The organism is Paenibacillus sp. J23TS9 (genome assembly GCF_018403225.1).
GTDB lineage: Bacteria > Bacillota > Bacilli > Paenibacillales > Paenibacillaceae > Paenibacillus_AQ.
The window spans coordinates 346,173-364,254 of sequence record NZ_BOSG01000001.1; the positions used below are offsets into that span (position 1 = coordinate 346,173).

At 46.5% G+C, this 18,082-nt stretch carries 20 protein-coding genes; 18 read left to right on the forward strand and 2 right to left on the reverse strand.

Going from position 1 to position 18,082, the window contains the following annotated elements; translation table 11 throughout:
* The first annotated feature begins 208 nt into the window (after positions 1–208).
* The 12 genes from spoIIGA (at position 209) to KJS65_RS01675 (ending at position 11,436) form a co-directional block, all read left to right on the forward strand.
* Positions 209–1,183 carry a sigma-E processing peptidase SpoIIGA gene (gene spoIIGA, locus KJS65_RS01620; protein ID WP_213650588.1) on the forward strand — a complete coding sequence of 325 codons (975 nt, stop codon included), beginning with the start codon at positions 209–211 and terminating at the stop codon, positions 1,181–1,183.
* 117 nt (positions 1,184–1,300) lie between these two features.
* Positions 1,301–2,023, forward strand: a complete 723-nt coding sequence (gene sigE / locus KJS65_RS01625; RefSeq protein WP_136606493.1) for an RNA polymerase sporulation sigma factor SigE — start codon at positions 1,301–1,303, stop codon at positions 2,021–2,023.
* Positions 2,024–2,101: 78 nt separating this feature from the next.
* A complete protein-coding gene (sigG, locus tag KJS65_RS01630) occupies positions 2,102–2,884 on the forward strand; it encodes an RNA polymerase sporulation sigma factor SigG (RefSeq protein ID WP_213648293.1) in 783 nt (260 codons plus the stop codon).
* 276 nt (positions 2,885–3,160) lie between these two features.
* The gene (locus tag KJS65_RS01635; RefSeq protein WP_213650589.1) at positions 3,161–3,475 is read left to right on the forward strand and encodes a YlmC/YmxH family sporulation protein; all 315 of its coding nucleotides are present in this window, start codon (positions 3,161–3,163) and stop codon (positions 3,473–3,475) included.
* Positions 3,476–3,569: 94 nt separating this feature from the next.
* On the forward strand, positions 3,570–4,433 hold the full coding sequence (gene pgeF / locus KJS65_RS01640; protein WP_213648294.1) for a peptidoglycan editing factor PgeF: 864 nt from the start codon (positions 3,570–3,572) through the stop codon (positions 4,431–4,433).
* The gene (locus tag KJS65_RS01645; protein ID WP_213648295.1) at positions 4,430–5,122 is read left to right on the forward strand and encodes a YggS family pyridoxal phosphate-dependent enzyme; all 693 of its coding nucleotides are present in this window, start codon (positions 4,430–4,432) and stop codon (positions 5,120–5,122) included. The genes pgeF and KJS65_RS01645 overlap by 4 nt, the downstream gene beginning before the upstream one ends.
* On the forward strand, positions 5,122–5,568 hold the full coding sequence (locus KJS65_RS01650; protein WP_213650590.1) for a cell division protein SepF: 447 nt from the start codon (positions 5,122–5,124) through the stop codon (positions 5,566–5,568). The genes KJS65_RS01645 and KJS65_RS01650 overlap by 1 nt, the downstream gene beginning before the upstream one ends.
* A gap of 4 nt (positions 5,569–5,572) precedes the next feature.
* On the forward strand, positions 5,573–5,842 hold the full coding sequence (locus tag KJS65_RS01655; protein WP_213650591.1) for a YggT family protein: 270 nt from the start codon (positions 5,573–5,575) through the stop codon (positions 5,840–5,842).
* A 5-nt stretch (positions 5,843–5,847) separates the two neighbouring features.
* Complete coding sequence (locus tag KJS65_RS01660; protein WP_213648296.1) at positions 5,848–6,630, forward strand: YlmH family RNA-binding protein; 783 nt, start codon at positions 5,848–5,850, stop codon at positions 6,628–6,630.
* A 212-nt stretch (positions 6,631–6,842) separates the two neighbouring features.
* Positions 6,843–7,346: a DivIVA domain-containing protein gene (locus KJS65_RS01665; RefSeq protein ID WP_213648297.1), complete on the forward strand. Its 504-nt coding sequence runs from the start codon at positions 6,843–6,845 to the stop codon at positions 7,344–7,346.
* Positions 7,347–7,830: 484 nt separating this feature from the next.
* Complete coding sequence (ileS, locus tag KJS65_RS01670; protein ID WP_213650592.1) at positions 7,831–10,923, forward strand: isoleucine--tRNA ligase; 3,093 nt, start codon at positions 7,831–7,833, stop codon at positions 10,921–10,923.
* 180 nt (positions 10,924–11,103) lie between these two features.
* The gene (locus KJS65_RS01675; protein WP_213648298.1) at positions 11,104–11,436 is read left to right on the forward strand and encodes a DUF5665 domain-containing protein; all 333 of its coding nucleotides are present in this window, start codon (positions 11,104–11,106) and stop codon (positions 11,434–11,436) included.
* A gap of 2 nt (positions 11,437–11,438) precedes the next feature.
* On the opposite strand, the gene KJS65_RS01680 is transcribed toward KJS65_RS01675, so the two are convergent.
* Complete coding sequence (locus KJS65_RS01680; protein WP_136606483.1) at positions 11,439–12,182, reverse strand: TraR/DksA C4-type zinc finger protein; 744 nt, start codon at positions 12,180–12,182, stop codon at positions 11,439–11,441.
* Between the two features lie 222 nt (positions 12,183–12,404).
* Here KJS65_RS01680 and lspA point away from each other — a divergent pair, with 222 nt between their 5' ends.
* The 3 genes from lspA (at position 12,405) to KJS65_RS01695 (ending at position 15,172) form a co-directional block, all read left to right on the forward strand.
* Positions 12,405–12,902 (forward strand): signal peptidase II, encoded by a 498-nt coding sequence (gene lspA / locus KJS65_RS01685; protein WP_213648299.1) that lies wholly within the window; start codon positions 12,405–12,407, stop codon positions 12,900–12,902.
* A complete protein-coding gene (locus KJS65_RS01690; protein WP_213648300.1) occupies positions 12,899–13,822 on the forward strand; it encodes an RluA family pseudouridine synthase in 924 nt (307 codons plus the stop codon). The genes lspA and KJS65_RS01690 overlap by 4 nt, the downstream gene beginning before the upstream one ends.
* A 96-nt stretch (positions 13,823–13,918) precedes the next feature.
* Positions 13,919–15,172 carry an LL-diaminopimelate aminotransferase gene (locus tag KJS65_RS01695; RefSeq protein WP_213648301.1) on the forward strand — a complete coding sequence of 418 codons (1,254 nt, stop codon included), beginning with the start codon at positions 13,919–13,921 and terminating at the stop codon, positions 15,170–15,172.
* 88 nt (positions 15,173–15,260) lie between these two features.
* On the opposite strand, the gene ytaF is transcribed toward KJS65_RS01695, so the two are convergent.
* Entirely contained in the window at positions 15,261–15,875 is a 615-nt protein-coding gene (ytaF, locus tag KJS65_RS01700) for a sporulation membrane protein YtaF (RefSeq protein WP_213648302.1), read from the reverse strand.
* 154 nt (positions 15,876–16,029) lie between these two features.
* Between ytaF and KJS65_RS01705 the strand changes: the two genes are divergently transcribed.
* The 3 genes from KJS65_RS01705 (at position 16,030) to KJS65_RS01715 (ending at position 17,827) form a co-directional block, all read left to right on the forward strand.
* The gene (locus tag KJS65_RS01705) at positions 16,030–16,671 is read left to right on the forward strand and encodes a DUF1232 domain-containing protein (RefSeq protein WP_213648303.1); all 642 of its coding nucleotides are present in this window, start codon (positions 16,030–16,032) and stop codon (positions 16,669–16,671) included.
* A 67-nt stretch (positions 16,672–16,738) separates the two neighbouring features.
* Positions 16,739–17,512, forward strand: coding sequence for a twin-arginine translocase subunit TatC (gene tatC / locus KJS65_RS01710; RefSeq protein WP_213648304.1), 774 nt, complete (start codon positions 16,739–16,741; stop codon positions 17,510–17,512).
* Between the two features lie 60 nt (positions 17,513–17,572).
* On the forward strand, positions 17,573–17,827 hold the full coding sequence (locus KJS65_RS01715) for a twin-arginine translocase TatA/TatE family subunit (RefSeq protein ID WP_213650593.1): 255 nt from the start codon (positions 17,573–17,575) through the stop codon (positions 17,825–17,827).
* Positions 17,828–18,082: the final 255 nt, after the last annotated feature.

The following is an 18,082-nucleotide window of genomic DNA, read 5'->3' on the forward strand; positions in this document are numbered from 1 at the left end:
GGGTCTTTTTATTGTCGTCTCCTTCTCCTCTAAAACCCTACGGAACTCGACAAAAAAAGTTGAGGTCTTACCCCCAATTTTAGACAGACTTTGGATACCATTCTTTTTATACTAAATACATCTCCCAAGTATGAAGATGCTTTATTGAGAAATAAGTCATCATAGCAAGTTCCGAAAGATTCCACGACATGGCAGGCAGGTGATGGAGCTGGTTGTTTATATTGATCTGATTTTTATCACCAATCTGCTGATAGACGGAGCGCTTCTGTGGCTTACCGCCTGGATGAGGAAGCAAAGGCTAAGGTGGTGGCGGATCACGGTCTCGGCGGCGGTAGGGGCACTGTATGTGGTGATGATGTTCCTGCCTGAACTATCATTTATGTATACCTTTATCATTAAATTTGCGTTGTCCCTGTGGATGCTCTGGATTGCTTTTGGTTTTGGTAGTCTGCAAAACTATATCCGGAACATGGGAGCTTTTTATATTATAAACTTCGCAGCTGCCGGCGGAATAATCGGAATTCACTATCTGCTTCAAAATACGGGAGAAATTTTTAACGGCATATGGTATACGGCTTCGGGAGGACTCTCGTTTGAACTGAAAATCGGATTTTGGTTTACGTTTATCATGTGTTTTGTTGTCCTCATGTGGTTCAAGTTTGTTCATTCCTCAAGGCGCAAGCTGGAGAACAGACATGAGTATATGGGAGAGGTGACTGTCGAGATTGCGGGATACCGGGTAAGCTGCAAAGGTCTTCTTGATACAGGCAATCAGCTTGCTGACCCGCTCACCAGAACACCCGTGATGGTTATGGAAGCATTGCTTTGGAAGGAAAAGCTGCCCGTAACCTGGCTGGAGCGGCTAACCGAGGGGGAACCGGACAAACTTGTGCTGGAGCTTGATGATGCGGAATTTGAGTGGAGGGACCGATTGCGGCTTGTTCCTTACCGCGGTGTCAACCGGGGTTCAGCATTCATGCTGGCGATAAAGCCGGATTTTGTGGAAATTCGAATAGGTGATCAGACAAGCCATGCGGTAAAGGTTCTGATTGGACTCGATGGGGGAAGCTTATCGGGGGACAAATCCTATCAAGCCATTATCCATCCGGACCTTGTACAAGATGCTAGAAGCGTCACGGCAGATGTGAAGCCACCAGTGGCCCCTTCTACGCTGAGCTCCTGACGATGGATGAGGAGTAGGGAAATCAAGATTATGCTTGCGAAGTTAATTTCCCTTCGGGAAAAGGGTCATGCTTACGGAGACCATTTTTTCTACGGAAAATTTTTAGGAGGACGACAAATGCTAGTAAAATGGCGATTGATAGCGCAGCTGCAATATTACCGATTCCTTTTTCTGCTGGGACTAAAAAGTGAGGAAATATACTACATCGGCGGCAGTGAGGCTCTCCCTCCACCGCTGACACGCGAGGAAGAGGAGTACCTGCTGCAGCGGCTCTCTACGGGAGACGCGGCAATCAGATCTATGCTGATTGAACGCAATCTGCGCCTGGTCGTCTACATTGCCCGCAAATTTGAAAACACAGGCATCAATATCGAGGATCTCGTTTCAATTGGTGCGATCGGTCTCATTAAAGCAGTCAATACGTTTGATCCTGAGAAAAAGATCAAGCTTGCCACTTATGCATCACGTTGTATAGAAAATGAAATCCTAATGTATCTGCGCCGCAACAGCAAAATCCGCAGTGAGGTTTCCTTTGATGAACCGCTTAATATCGATTGGGATGGCAACGAGCTCCTTCTCTCAGATGTCCTCGGAACCGAGAATGATACGATTTACCGGAATATCGAAGAACAGGTTGACCGTAAACTGCTTCATAAGGCATTGGAAAAGCTGACAGAACGGGAGCGCATCATTATGGAGCTGCGTTTTGGACTTCAGGATGGTGAGGAGAAAACGCAAAAAGATGTCGCCGATATGCTGGGGATTTCTCAATCCTACATATCAAGACTTGAAAAACGAATCATCAAGAGACTCCGCAAAGAATTTAACAAGATGGTGTAGCAAATTTTTTCACAGGAATAAAATGAGCCCCCAGGGAGATAATGTACATTAATGTTTCTCCTTGGGAGGTATATCATCATGACCCGAAACAAAGTTGAAATTTGTGGTGTGGATACCGCAAAATTGCCAGTTTTAACCAATGTGGAAATGCGGGAATTGTTCCATTCCTTACAGCAAAACAACGAACGGTCAGCCAGAGAAAAGCTGGTTAACGGCAATCTGAGACTGGTGCTCAGTGTCATCCAGCGCTTTAACAATCGGGGAGAGTTTGTCGACGATTTGTTTCAGGTAGGCTGTATCGGACTCATGAAGGCCATTGATAATTTTGACTTATCGCAAAATGTGAAATTTTCGACCTATGCGGTTCCGATGATTATCGGGGAAATTCGCAGGTACCTGAGGGACAACAATCCGATCCGTGTCTCAAGATCTCTGCGTGATATCGCTTATAAGGCACTTCAGGTGCGCGACTCCCTAACGAACCAAAATTCAAGGGAACCGACAATCTTCGAGATTTCCCAGGTGCTGAATGTACCTAAGGAAGATGTGGTTTTTGCTCTTGATGCCATTCAGGATCCTGTCTCTCTGTTCGAACCGATTTATCATGACGGTGGTGATCCCATTTATGTGATGGACCAGATCAGTGATGATAAGAACAAGGATGTGCTCTGGATTGAAGAGATTGCTCTGCGCGAGGCCATGCAACGATTGGGTCAACGGGAAAAAATGATACTTTCAATGCGCTTTTTTGAAGGGAAAACCCAAATGGAGGTTGCCGATGAAATCGGTATTTCACAAGCACAGGTGTCCCGTTTAGAGAAGTCGGCCATTCAGCAAATGCAAAAGCATGTGAAGTCTTAAAATAAAAAACTAAAAATTGAATATTGAGGTTTTAACAGAAGCTGATGTCTGTTTCTGTGAATCCTTTCCGTGTAAAGCGATCCGTTTTTTTAGGGTCGCTTTTTTTAGATCTTTGCAGGGATGTTTTTTATTTTGGGGATTCCTTAAAAAGAAGGGCATTTTGCCCAGACCAAACATATACTTAACGTATATGGCAGGTTAGCGGACTACAGGTTAAGGACCTATGGAAAAGGAGCTGCGGACGTGATTCCAGATCATCAGGCGGTGGGGAAGAATATGAAAATATCCGATTTTCAAACCAAGGATGTCATCAATATTGTGGACGGCAAAAGGCTAGGTCAAATCAGTGATCTTGAACTGGATCTCCGTCAAGGCCGGATTGACGCCATTGTTGTTCCGAGCTACAGCAAATTTTTGGGGCTGTTTGGCGGCGGCGCGGATTTAATTATACCGTGGCGGAATATTGTTAAAATTGGATCGGATGTCGTTCTGGTCAAGATGGAGGAACTAAAAACGCTGCAGGACGAAAAGGATGCTGCGACCTATGCGGAAAGGCAGGAGAGGGACCGGCGTAATTACAGGGATTTGTGAAGTTAATAATTAAACAGCTGTTTTTTTAATGTGAAAATGCTGAAGCTATAATTGTAGCTCTCGTATATGGTACACTGGAACTTGAGGTGAGAGAATGGAACCGTTTGTTTTAAAAGAGGCTGATGGACAGCCTGCACTCTTGATGCTGGAGCCCTGGATGAGCCGTTATAACAATCTAAGTGCCGGCTTTACTGGGAGAAATGGAGGCGTGGGTAAAGCGCCTTATCATACACTGAATTGTGCTTTTCATGTTGGTGACCGTCCGGAGGATGTTATCGGAAACCGTGAGCTTGTTGCCGCTCAGCTTGGATTCTCTTTGGATGCATGGACCTGCGGAGAGCAGGTGCATCATGCGAATATCGCCGTTATTGACGGAGACAAGCAGGGGGCTGGAAGCCTAAACCGGGAGTCTGCCATTCAAGACACCGACGGGCTGCTGACGAATGTGCCTGGAGTCCTTTTGACATCCTTTTACGCGGATTGTGTTCCGCTTTTTTTCTATGATCCGAAGCAGCAGGTCGTAGGGCTTGCCCATGCCGGATGGAAGGGTACGGTTGCCCTGATTGCGGCCAGAATGGTTGAGCGTATGCAGGATACCTTTGGAAGCAAAAGTGAAGATATCATAACAGCGATTGGTCCGTCGATTGGCTCCTGCTGTTATGAGGTCGATGAAAAAGTGATGTCTCATGTCCGCGATTTAGAAAAACATTTCCTGGGTAATGAGCAGTATTCCACTTCAGATTGGTACATAGCAAAAGAAGGCGGCAAAAGCATGCTTAACTTGAAAGAAATGAATCGACACATTATGATTAAAGCAGGAATATTGCCGACTCATATCGAATGTACATCATGGTGTACAAGCTGTCGTAACGATTTGTTTTTCTCATACCGCAAGGATGGAGGAACGACAGGACGAATGGCTAGTTGGATCGGGTTAAGAGAGGTGAGCCTTCCATGAATCTGGAAGAGCGGATACAGGAAGTCAATAAGCGGATCGAAGAGGCTTGTCTGCGCAGCGGAAGGTCTGCTGAAGAAGTGAATACCGTGGCCGTGACCAAGTATGTATCGACTGCTATGGTAGCCAAGGTATTGGACAGTGGATTGGAAAATCTGGGTGAGAACCGCTGGCAGAATGCAGAGGAAAAATGGAATGCACTGGGCCATCGCGGAACATGGCATTTTATCGGTCATCTGCAAACAAACAAGGTGAAGGATGTGATCGGCAAGTTTGAATACATCCATTCGCTGGACAGACTTTCGCTGGCCAAGGAGCTTGAGAAGTCCGCAGCTGCGAAAGGGTTGGTAATTAAAACCTTCGTACAGGTTAATATTTCTGGAGAAGATAGCAAATACGGATTGGCACCGGAGGAAGCAGCAGCTTTTTTACAAGAAATTCAGAGCTTTTCCCATATTAAAGTGATCGGCCTCATGACCATGGCTCCGTTCGAGGAGACGGCGGAAGCTACTCGTTTGGTTTTCAGAGGGCTTCGTGACTTAAGGGATGATTTGAACCGTCAGGGAGTAACACAGGAGCCGTTAACGGAGCTTTCCATGGGCATGTCTAACGATTTTGAAGTAGCGATAGAGGAAGGAGCGACTTGGATTCGTTTAGGCAGCATTTTAGTTGGGAAACAGGAGGGGGAATGATGAGCGTGATGAACAAATTTATGTCTTTTTTGGGATTGCAGGAGCAGGAGGAAATTGTTGAACGGGAGCAGCTCCCCGTTGAAGAAGAAGAATTTGAAACTCCACCGGTGGAAACACGTAAAAACCCAAGGGGAAATAATGTGGTCAGCATTCACTCGCAAAAAAACGTTAAGGTAATCCTGCATGAGCCTCGTTCGTATGATGAAGCCCAGGATATTGCGGATCATTTACGTTCGCATCGGACCGTTGTAGTCAATTTGCAGCGGGTGCGTACCGACCAAGCCCTGCGGATCATTGATTTTCTGAGTGGGACGGTGTATGCCTTGGGCGGAGGTATATCCAAGATTGGCGGCAACATATTTTTGTGCACACCGGATACGGTTGAAATTACAGGCACCATATCAGAAATACTGGCAGAAGAACATGATTACAACAGAATGAGGTGAGCCAATTTTGACCGAAATCGATACAATATTACGACTGCTTTTCAATATTTACTTTTACATGATTATTGTTTATGTGCTCATGTCCTGGCTTCCTAATCTTCGTGAAAACTTTATTGGAGAACTGCTCGCTAAGCTGGTGGAGCCTTATTTATCCCCTTTCCGGCGATTCATTCCTCCTATTTTCGGGATGCTTGATATTTCACCAATTGTCGCCCTGTTTATCCTGCAATTTGCTGAAGAAGGCTTGATCGCCATCCTTCATCTTCTCTGGTAATTACCATGAAACAGGATATATACGAGCATTTTCATCCGGATGAACGCGAGTTTGTCGATCGGGCATGGGAATGGATCGTCAATGCGGGCCAATATCATGAAACCAAACTAACGGATTTTTTGGATCCGAGACAGACGGTGATTGTTGAATCGCTGGTAAATCGTCATCCGGATGTGCATGTGCGCCTGGATGGTGGTTATGAAGGAGCGGAACGGTGCAGAGCGCTCATCGCTCCGGATTACCGTGATTTAAGTCATGAGGACATGAAACTGAAGGTGCTCAGCATAGACTCTATCGACCAGAAATTTCTGACCCTTGAGCATGGAGATTATATGGGGTCCATTCTTGGACTGGGTGTCAAACGATCCAAAATTGGAGATATCCACGTTTTGGAGAATGGCTGTCACACTGTCGTCTGTGAGGATATCAGTGCTTTTCTTGATATGAATTTGAATCAGGTGCACCGTATACATGTCCAGAGTGAGATTTTGCCGATAGAGCTTTTGCGTACAAGCAAGATCTCTCTGGAGATGCTCGATATTACGGTCGCTTCTTTGCGTCTTGATGGCATTGCCTCGGATGTTTACCGTCTCAGCCGCAGTAAGGTATTGATTCCGATACGGGCCGGACGGTGCCGCGTGAACTGGAAGACGATAGAGGATCCCTCATCCCCGTTGAAGGAAGGCGACATGGTCTCGATGCAGGGCTTTGGACGTTTCAAGGTGCTTGAGGCGGGCGATGTCACGAAAAAAGGGCGATTCCGCGTTAAAATAGGTAAATTTGTGTAGACTCTAAGCAGGAAATAGGTTTTTTCTGTCGAAATGAAATAGCTAATATCTTATGAATTAATAAGGATAACCTGTCTAAATTATTAATTCATTCAACTGCAAGTGGAAACTAACAAAATGTATTTCTTCGGCCGATACATTCCAAGTGGGGCTGTATCTACAGATCCGTGTGATAACAGGGAGACCTGAACATTCTTAGGAGGTGCACATCAATGCCATTAACGCCACTGGATATACATAACAAGGAATTTTCCCGCCGGCTCCGGGGTTATGATGAAGATGAAGTGAATGAATTCCTCGATCAGGTCATCAAGGATTATGAAATTGTAATCCGGGAAAACAAGGAACTTCATAACCAGATGATGTCCATACAGGAAAGACTGGATCATTTCGTTCATATTGAAGAGACGCTTTCCAAAACCATTATTGTGGCTCAGGAAGCAGCAGATGAAGTGAAAAACAACGCCAAGAAGGAAGCACAGCTGATCATTAAGGAATCCGAGAAGAATGCGGACCGGATTATTAACGAATCGTTGTCCAAATCGCGTAAAATTGCGATGGAAGTGGAAGAACTGAAAAAACAGGCTTCAATCTACCGTACGCGTTTCCGGACGTTGGTGGAAGCACAGCTTGAGCTTCTGAGCCAAGATGGCTGGGAAGCGCTGGAATCCTCCAATGATTCCCGGAATACCCGTGAAGCAAATGAAGTATACTAGGCTTCTGCTTGGTTGACTTTTGTTTTAAAATGGACTATAACTATAGTCATATCGGTTGTTGCGCTGTTGTGCAGCGACTAAACGTATAAGTATTCAATGATGGGATAAGTAAGCTTTGGATATGTTCCTCAGAGAGTTGGCGATGTGCTGCGAGCCAATGTTCAGACCGAAGCCGAAGATCCTCCCGGAGAAGTGAGGCTGAAACGTTACTAACGTGCGTAAGCTGAACCGGACTGCTGAACGTTATATCGGCTCCTTGCTGAACAAGCAAATTTTCCTTTGGGAAAACTTTTAGGCGAGGACTTGAGGAGTCGTTCTGGAATTTTTCATGAGCGGAACTAGGGTGGTCACGCGAGCAGAAGCCTCGTCCCTTTTGGGATGAGGCTTTTTTTGTGTTTTTTTTCGATTCCCCCTAAATCCCCCTTTCCAAAGGGGGATTTAGGGGGATGGAAAATCTTTTGAAAGATTTCGGAGGTTGATTATGATGCAAAAAGTTGATATCAAAGAAAAAGCACGCACACGCGATTTGCGGGTGCTGAAAAAATGGAATGAGGAAGATACCTTCCGCAAATCCATGGAAAACCGGGAAGGCAAGCCGAACTATGTGTTCTATGAAGGACCTCCAACAGCCAACGGTGCACCACATATCGGTCACGTTCTAGGCCGCGTAATCAAGGATTTTATCGGCCGCTACCAAACGATGAAAGGTTACCGTGTTGTCCGCAAAGCGGGATGGGATACGCATGGACTGCCTGTTGAGCTTGGCGTGGAAAAGCAGCTCGGCATTTCCGGTAAGCAGGAAATCGAGAAATATGGTGTGGAAGAATTCATCAAAAAATGTAAAGCCAGCGTTTTTGAATATGAAAAGCAATGGAGAGAGCTGACAGAAGCCATCGGCTACTGGACCGATCTGGATCATCCATACATCACTCTCGAGAACAACTACATCGAAAGTGTATGGAATATCCTTGCAACGATCCATGACAAAGGGTTGCTCTATCGCGGTCACCGTGTAAGCCCCTACTGCCCTTGCTGTCAAACTACACTCAGCTCCCATGAAGTGGCGCAGGGTTATGAAGATGTAAAGGACCTCAGTGCAACAGCCAAATTCAAGCTGCATGACAGCGGCGATTATGTGCTGGCCTGGACGACAACACCTTGGACGCTGCCAGCCCATGTGGCATTGGCCATGAATCCGGATATGGACTATGCGCGTGTGCAGCAGGAGGGCGAAGTGTACATCGTTGCCAAAAACCTGGTTGAAGACGTCATGAAAGGTGAATATCAAGTCTTGTCCACGCACAAGGGCTCCGAATTCATCGGTAAGACCTATACACCGCCATTCACGTACACCAAGCCGGAAAAAGGCAACCTGATCGTGGGTGCTTCCTTTGTAACGGATTCCAGCGGTACGGGTATCGTACACATGGCTCCTGCTCATGGTGAAGATGACTATAAAACCTGCCGTGAAAATGGCATCAGCTTTATCAGCGTAGTTAACGCCCAAGGCCGTTACACGGATGAGATTACGGATCTGGCCGGCCGTTTCGTGAAGGACTGCGACCTGGATATCGTGAAGATGTTGTCCGAAAAAGGTCTGCTGTACAGCAAGGAAAAATATGAGCACAGTTATCCATTCTGCTGGCGCTGCAAATCTCCGCTGCTGTATTACGCGATGGAGAGCTGGTTCATTGAAACCACTGCCGTGAAGGATCAATTGATCGCTAATAATAACGGCGTGAAATGGTTCCCGGGACATATCCGTGAAGGACGCTTCGGCAAATTCCTCGAGGATTTGGTGGATTGGAACATCAGCCGTAACCGTTACTGGGGCACTCCGCTGAACGTATGGGTTTGTGATTCCTGTAATGAACAATACGCTCCGCACAGCTTCGCGGATTTGAGAGAACGTGCAACATCTCCGCTTTCGGATGATTTTGAACTGCATAAACCATATGTTGATGAGGTTAAGGTTCACTGTCCGCACTGTGAAGGCGGGGTGATGGAACGTACCTCTGAAGTAATCGACGTTTGGTTCGACAGCGGCTCGATGCCATTTGCACAGCATCACTATCCGTTTGAAAATGTGGAGAATTTCGAGGATCAATTCCCAGCGGATATGATCTGCGAAGGTATCGACCAAACCCGCGGCTGGTTCTACAGCTTGCTGGCGGTTTCCACGCTTTTCAAAGGCGTTGCACCATACAAAGCCGTTATCGCTACCGGGCATATCCTGGATGAGAACGGTCAAAAAATGTCCAAATCCAAAGGCAATGTTATCGATCCGTGGGAGATCATCAACGAATTCGGAACGGATGCATTCCGCTGGGCTCTGCTTGCTGATAGTGCGCCATGGAACAGCAAACGCTTCTCTAAAGGCATTGTAGCCGAGGCGAAATCCAAAGTAGTGGATACGCTGGTAAACACACATTCTTTCCTGACGTTGTATGCGAACATCGATGGATACGATCCTTCCGAGCATCCATACAAACCGTCTGAAAATAAATTGGATCGCTGGATTATGTCCCGTCTCAACAGCCTGATCCAATTGGTCGACAAAGGACTTGCGGTTAATGATTTCCTGAATTCCGCAAAAGCCATCGAAGGCTTTATTGATGAGCTAAGCAACTGGTATATCCGTCGTTCCCGTGACCGTTTCTGGGGCAGCGGCCTTACCGAAGATAAACTCGCAGCTTATGGAACACTTACCCATGTGCTGCTCACACTTGCGAAAATGATGGCGCCATATACACCGTTCTTGTCTGAAGATATTTACACCAACCTCGGCGGAAAAGGCAGTGTGCATTTGGCAGATTTCCCGCAGGCGGATGAGGCTCTGATCAACAAGTCGCTTGAAGCAGATATGGAAGCAGCCCGTCAAATCGTAGAGCTTGCAAGAAATGTTCGTAATGAAACTGGCATCAAAACGCGTCAGCCATTATCAGAGCTGATCATCTCGATGGATCGTGAATTTGATGTGGTGGGTTACCAGGAGATCATCAAGGAAGAGATCAACGTGAAGGATATCGTGGTGGAAACCAGTGATAGCGGCTTTGTAGATTTCACCTTGAAGATGAACTTGAAAGTAGCCGGTAAGAAATACGGTAAAAATATTGGCTTCCTCCAAGGATTCCTCAAGGGCCTGTCTCCGGATGAAACGAGAGCGGCTGTACAATCCGGAACCATTAACATCACTTCTCCAGAAGGGGAAGAGCTTCAAGTGACTGCAGAGGAGCTGCTCGTAGAGAAGCATGCGAAGAGCGGATTTGCTTCAGCTTCAGGTTACGGTATCACGGTAGCGCTGAATACAGAGATCACAGCTGAACTCGAACAGGAAGGCTGGGTCAGGGAAGTGGTTCGTGCCGTTCAGGATTACCGTAAAAAGCTGGATCTGCCGATCGAAAAGCGTATTACATTGGTTCTGGATGCAGACGAGGACCTGACTCAGGCTATTCAGGCTTATGACCACGTCCTTCGTGAAAATGTACTGGTCAAGGATGTTATTTTCGGTAAGGAAGCTGCAATGGAAACCGTTGATTTAGCGGGTAAAACGCTCGGCGTACACATTGCGGAATAAAGCTTGTTTTCCGTAATCAGGAATTTGAAATACCTTATTTGAATGAGTGCCGCATTTTGGGCGAATAATAGCAGTAAAAAGGAATAAACGAGCCTTGAAACGCATATGAACAATCATGCGTCACTCGGCTCGTTTGTTTTTCTTTTGAAATGCGGTTACGAATTCAAAAGGGGAAAAGATATGGTACATGAACCTAAAAAAGGTGAACCTGCGACAGATGAAGAAAAGCTGAGCCGAATATATAAGCTAACGGCCAGCATAGCTGACCAAATGGAAAAATCCCGTATTGCTGACTATACCCAGCTTCTTCATAAGCCCTGGCGGTTAATATGGTTGAATCTGCTGTCCGGAACCGCTCGAGGTGTCGGGATTGCGATCGGATTCACTTTTTTCGCTGCCACCATTATTTACGTTTTACAGGTGCTAGGTGCGCTTAACCTGCCGATCATCGGAGACTATATTGCTGATATTGTACGTATTGTACAGCGCCAGCTGGAGCTGAATACATACTGAAATTAAAACTCCTCTTCGTCCTCTTCTTCTTCAGCGAGCTGCTGCATGTCGATGCCTTCGCCTTTATCGATATATCTGCGGTATTCCTGATTGCGGACAATATCAATGAGGTTGCCGTATATATCAGTAGCCACAAAGGCTTCCAAAGGTTCAACACATCCTTCAAGCTCTTCTGAAGCTTCGATTTCCATCTCGTTATAGCTGTGGATTTCATTCCCTTCGGCCATGGCAGGAGAATTGGATGTTCCGAAATTTTCGAGCACCTGCCATGCATCCTCGCCGTCGAAGCCATTTTGATCTTCACGCTCGTCCAAGCTCGTACGGCCAAAAGGAGGCATAAGAAATTCTTCCTCCACCGGGCGATAATCCGACACATGCTGCTTTGGCGTGTCCTCGACGCAATATTCTGTTGTCGGGACAGCTTCGAGACGGGCATAAGGAATCGGTTTACCACAGATTGGACATACACCATACGTACCCTGGTCCATTCGTTGCAGGGCGTCGCTGATTGAATCCAAATGATGATCATCATGATCCTGCAGGGAAAGGTCCACCTCACGGTTATATAGCTCTGTGGCCAAGTCTGCGGGATGGTTATCAATATGCGACAATTCGCCAGTTTCATCACGCATGGATTCATCGAGACCGTAATGGTCATTGTCCTGATCTTTGCGCTGTATCGATTGCTGCTGCTCTTCCAGCATGGAACGCAGATGTGTTAGCTGTGATGCGGTAAGATGCTGCATGGATATTAGCCCCTTTCCTTTTGCGGCGCACAATGCCGCTTAAGACAATTCCTTCAATCTTAGAATGTGCGGAACGCAAGGGTTTTAGATGAGGAAAATCTTCTCGGGGCTGGACGTTAATGGACGATTTCTGACGTGCTGTGCTACAATATACAGGTCTTTACATGAAATGAACCGTCAATCCAGATGGTCTAAATGATAAGAACGGAGTGACTTGGTGCTGTGTGGTACTACATACTCGCTTTAATTGCATTTTTAGTGGATCAAGGAACGAAATTTATGATTGCCAAACAACTGGTGATCGGTGAAGAAATACCTGTTATAGGTAACTTTTTCCTGATTACCTCCAGCCGTAACAATGGTGCTGCATTCGGTATTCTTCCGAACCAAAGATGGTTTTTTATTATCGTTACCGTGTGTGTGGTCGTTGCTATTATCTGGTACATGCAAAGGGTGAGAAAATCCTCCTCGCGCAAACTGCTTCCAATTGCCCTGAGTCTCGTATTGGGAGGAGCCGTTGGCAATTTCCTCGACCGGGCTTTGAACGGGGAAGTGGTGGACTTTTTGATGTTGAATTTCGGGAGCTATACGTTTCCAATCTTCAACATTGCGGACTCCTGTATTGTGATCGGCGTCGCGCTAATTATTTTGGATTCATTGATTGATTTGAACAAAACAACACCAGAGAGCAAGAGCGAGGAAGGGAATGAAATCGTGTGAGTGAAACCGAAATCAGGGAGTGGGTGATCGACCAGGCTTATGCCAGGGATCGGATAGATAAATATATCACGGAATCCTGGGAAGATGAGATCTCCAGATCTCAGGTACAGCTGTGGATCACCTCTGGCCATGTCAAGGTAAATGGACATTCTGTTAAATCCAATTACAAGCTGGCAGAAGGGGATCATCTCGAAGTGACGGTGCCTGAACCATCCGTTGTGGAAATTGTACCGGAAGATATTAAGCTTGATGTCGCTTATGAAGACAGTGATGTTATCGTGGTAAACAAGCCAAGAGGTATGGTTGTACATCCGGCTCCCGGACATTCATCGGGAACGCTTGTTAACGCGTTGATGTATCATTGCAAGGATTTATCGGGTATCAACGGGGAGCTGCGTCCCGGTATCGTTCACCGGATTGACAAGGATACATCGGGTCTGATGATGGCTGCCAAAAATGACAAGGCGCATGCTTCACTTGCCGCCCAGCTGAAGGAGCACACTGTTACACGCCGATATGTCGCTCTTGTACACGGGAATGTGAGCCATGATCAAGGGACTGTTGATGCGCCGATTGGCCGTGATCCTCAGGACCGCAAAATGTTTACCGTTTCGGAAAGAAACAGCAAGCATGCGGTTACGCATTTTGCAGTGCTGGAGCGCTTCGGTGAATACACTCTGCTCGAGCTGCAGCTTGAGACGGGACGGACTCATCAGATTCGTGTCCATATGAAATTTATTGGTCATCCGCTTGTTGGCGATCCGGTCTATGGACGCAGTAAAGGCATCAAAATGAATGGACAAGCCCTGCATGCCAAGACGCTCGGTTTCGTACATCCGTCCAGCGGTGAGTATATGGAATTTACGGCTCCGGTGCCCCCTGATATAGAAGAACTGCTTGTAAATCTGCGCAGTCGATGAAAGTACAAATGATACGATAATTAATCCATGGCTTTCAGCCATGGATTCCTTCATATTTAGGGTAGAATTTTGCCTAAATGGGAGATGAACCAATACATGAGTATCGAACTATATCAAAATACGTATATCCAGAACAATTTTGCGGACCGGATTGGCGGTTCCAATTACGGTAAAGATACGGCGATCTACAAGTTTGAAAAAATCAAACGCGCTAAGGCACAAGCCAAAAAGGACTTTCCGGAGGTCGAACTGATCGATCTTGGGGTAGGTGAACCTGATGAGATGGCGGATGCCGGAATCGTCGCTAAGCTTGCGGAAGAAGCGGCCAAGCCTGAAAACCGCGGATATGCGGATAATGGCATCGCCGAATTCAAGGAGGCGGCAGCTTATTATTTAAAAGAAGTGTTTGGCGTCGAGGGAATTGACCCTGAGAATGAAGTGCTGCATTCCATCGGATCCAAACCGGCACTTGCCATGCTTCCTTCATGCTTTATCAATCCGGGGGATGTTACGATTATGACCGTTCCGGGCTATCCGGTGATGGGAACTCACACCAAGTACTTGGGCGGTGAAGTATACAACGTTGAGCTTAAGAAGGAGAATAATTTCCTGCCTGACTTGAACACGATTCCCGAAGAGATTGCTAAACGCGCCAAGCTTTTTTACCTGAATTACCCGAATAATCCGACCGGAGCAAGTGCAACAGCGGAATTCTTCACTGAGGTTGTTGCATGGGCTAAAAAGCATGATGTCGTGATCGTCCATGACGCCCCGTACGCAGCATTGACATATGACGGCCTGAAGCCGCTCAGCTTCCTGTCTGTTCCGGGTGCTAAAGATGTGGGTGTGGAGCTTCATTCCCTGTCCAAATCCTACAATATGACTGGCTGGCGAATTGGTTTTATCGCGGGTAACCCGCTAGTGGTAAAAGCATTTGGCGATGTGAAGGATAACAATGATTCCGGACAATTCATCGCGATTCAAAAAGCAGCAGCTTTCGGTTTGTACAATCCGCAAATTACAGAGAAGATTGCGGCCAAATACTCCCGCCGTCATGAAATGCTGGTAGCGGTTCTGAACGAGCTGGGCTTCAAGGCTGAGAAACCGAAAGGATCCTTCTTCCTGTATGTGGAAGCTCCAAAAGGGATCAAAGGCGGCAGCCGTTTTGAATCAGGCGAGGATTTCTCCCAGTTCCTGATCCGCGAAAAGCTGATTTCCAGCGTGCCATGGGATGATGCAGGCCACTTTGTACGCTTCTCCGTAACCTTTATTGCAAATGGGGAAGAAGACGAGAAGCGTGTTATCAATGAAATCAAGAACCGTTTGAGTGATGTGGAATTTGAATTTTAAAACGGATTTAACGGGCAGCCCAAGTATATTCTTAGGCTGCCCGTTTATTTGTCTGGTCATTTGATACCGTGCCTGAGAGGAAGGATCGCTAAATCACCTGATGGAGTCCGATAATGATGAGGATGAGTCCGGCGATCCAGCTGGCGTTTCGTCCCAAGCGATCACCGGCTATTTTGCGCCCGAGCAGCGAACAGATACCGATACAGATGAAGCTGAATGCTCCCGAGAACAATGAGGTTTCCCATATATTGATATGAGTGATGCCCGCATCGAATCCCCCGGCGAGGTTGTTAATGGAGAGGGCAATGCCGAGAATGATGGATTCCTTGAAATCAACGGACTGGGACTGGTTAATATCAGCAGCTTCCGGGTTCTTCAGAATTTCCTTAATCAATCCAGGGGAAGCTTCCTTCTTCTTCTTCCTCTGTTTCAGCGACAGGAAGGGCTGCAGCATCACCCAAAGGCCAATGACGACGAGAATGACCATACCGATGATGTTACAAACCATAGAAGGAATCCAAAGGGCAATGACTTGCCCAAACAGACCGCCGATCAATGTGAGCAGAAACCCCATAAAAGCAATCACCGTGCTTGCCAGAAAAGGGATCTTTATTTTTCTCATGCCATAAGCAGCACCAACACCTGCATTATCCAGATTGGAAGCAAGGGCAATAGAAATGGATGATAACCATGGTGCAATCATTGTTGAGCACTCTCCTTGTAGAAAATAAATTCAGGTATTTGCAAATTCCTCATATATCTTATTGAGGATGTTGAGAAAAAGTGACGCTTTGAATCATATACTGTTGATATATATGCAACATGGTTTTGAGATGAAGAAAAGAGGCGGTGGGATTGTGGCTTCTGATGGAGAGCAGTTAAAAGAGCAAAACAGGCTTGGCCTGCTAATTAAATCAGCATTAACGGCCAAAGCGATGTCGATGCGAAAATTGAGCGGAATAATAGGAATGGATACAGCATCCATCTCAAGAATTGTAAACGGCAAGCAGCAGCCAAGGCTCGAGCATCTCAACTTGTTCTCACAGCATCTGGGGATACCACTAATTGAGCTGCTGTCCGCTGCCGGGCTGGAATCTTTGGAAGAAAAGGACGGTATCAGCGAGCTGAGAGACGCCCTGCAGGGGATTGGTGTTAACGTAGAGGATATGGCTGGTCAGATTCGCAAGGAACTGGATAAATATGAGGCGTACGCACAGACAGAGGAAGGCAGGGACATGATAGAAAAGTCGTTTCTGCCAAAGCTGGATTATTTACGGAGTGCGGGATATTACATTGACCAATTGAGGGATTTGTACGATGAGTACGCTTCAGAGGATTTGCCTGCGGCAGAGCAGCATGTCATTGGTAGTGCGCTTTTGTATTTCGTACTGTCGGCGGATATTATTCCTGATTTCAGTTTTCCTTTTGGATATATCGATGACGCGATCGCAATCCGTATGGTGATGGAGCGGCTTGCAAGAATGAGAAGGAATTCGTGATTTTTAGAGACGGAAATGGTAAAGTGGTATGTATAGAAATGACATATGCTTATAATTACAGGAGCTGATGAACCTGCTTAACCGTTTGAACTGGTCTTTATATGTGGAACATCTATCCGAGCTTCGGAAAAGGTTGTTCTGGATTCTCGCTGTTTTTCTGGTTTCAATGATTACTGCCATGTTTTTTACAGGGGATGTGCTGCATTTTCTGAAAAGTCGGCCTCCTGCTTCACTTATAGCCTGGAATGCTTTTAGCCCCTTTGACGGTATAAAAATCTATATGTATCTCTCAGCGGCGCTGTCGATGATTGTGGCTGTTCCATTCACGTTGTTCCAGGTATGGGGATTTGTAAAAAAGGGATTGCGTAAGGATGAGCGGCTGGCTGCGCTCAAGTATATTCCTGTTGCATTTGTTCTGGTGATCATCGGATTCGTATTCGCTTATTTCGTGGTGTTTCCGATGGCGTTCCGATTTACGACGGATACAACGAAAAATTTGGGCCTGGTTGAAACATATGGCATTGCACAGTATTTTTCTTTCCTGACCAATATTGTGGTGCCGGTTTCTCTTGCCTTCGAGCTGCCGGTTATTGCGATGTTTCTGACAAGACTGCGTATTTTGAATCCGGTCAAGCTTGGAAAAATGCGGAAAGTTGCTTATATGGTGCTGGTACTCATCGCTTGTATGATATCTCCGCCGGAGTTCTTCTCTCATATTTCCGTTTCCGTACCGTTTATCATTTTGTATGAAGTCAGTGTGCTGATGTCCCGTGTCGTTTACCGCAAGCAGCAGCGGCTGGATACGAAATATGATGACGGGATGAACTATGGGGCGGTATAAGCAACAGACAAGCCTTTTAGATGCAGGATCTGCTTTGATGAAGGAGGTTTATTGAACAACATGTTAAGCGATATTGGAGCACCGGGGTTCATTCTTCTGGCGCTGTTGGCTCTGTTGCTGTTTGGACCGAATAAGCTGCCTGGACTGGGCCGCGCCGCAGGAAAGACGCTGCGTGAGGTGAAGAGGGAAATGAATGAGATATTTGGTGATTCCCCAAAATCCTCAAGCAGCCAGCAATCCGTTCAGAAAACGGAACAGCCTGCAGCCGCTGCCGCACAAACAGAGGCGCAGCCGTCTCGAAATTTGCCGGAATAAGTTTCCATGCCTTGAAATGATCAGCGCCTGTTGACATTGTGAGGCCCGTCTGTCATAATTCTCTGTAGTTAAATATGCACCTTTAATTCAGTCCCGTGAGACTGGCAAGGTAACGTGAACCGAGGTTCACTTTCGCGGCATGCGCATGTCTTCTTTTGTGCGATCCCGAAAGGATATCTCTGTGTAACATGATGTCTAGCGACGTTAACTCCTTGCCAAATACGGCAAGGAGTTTTTTGCTTGTTCACGGGTGAT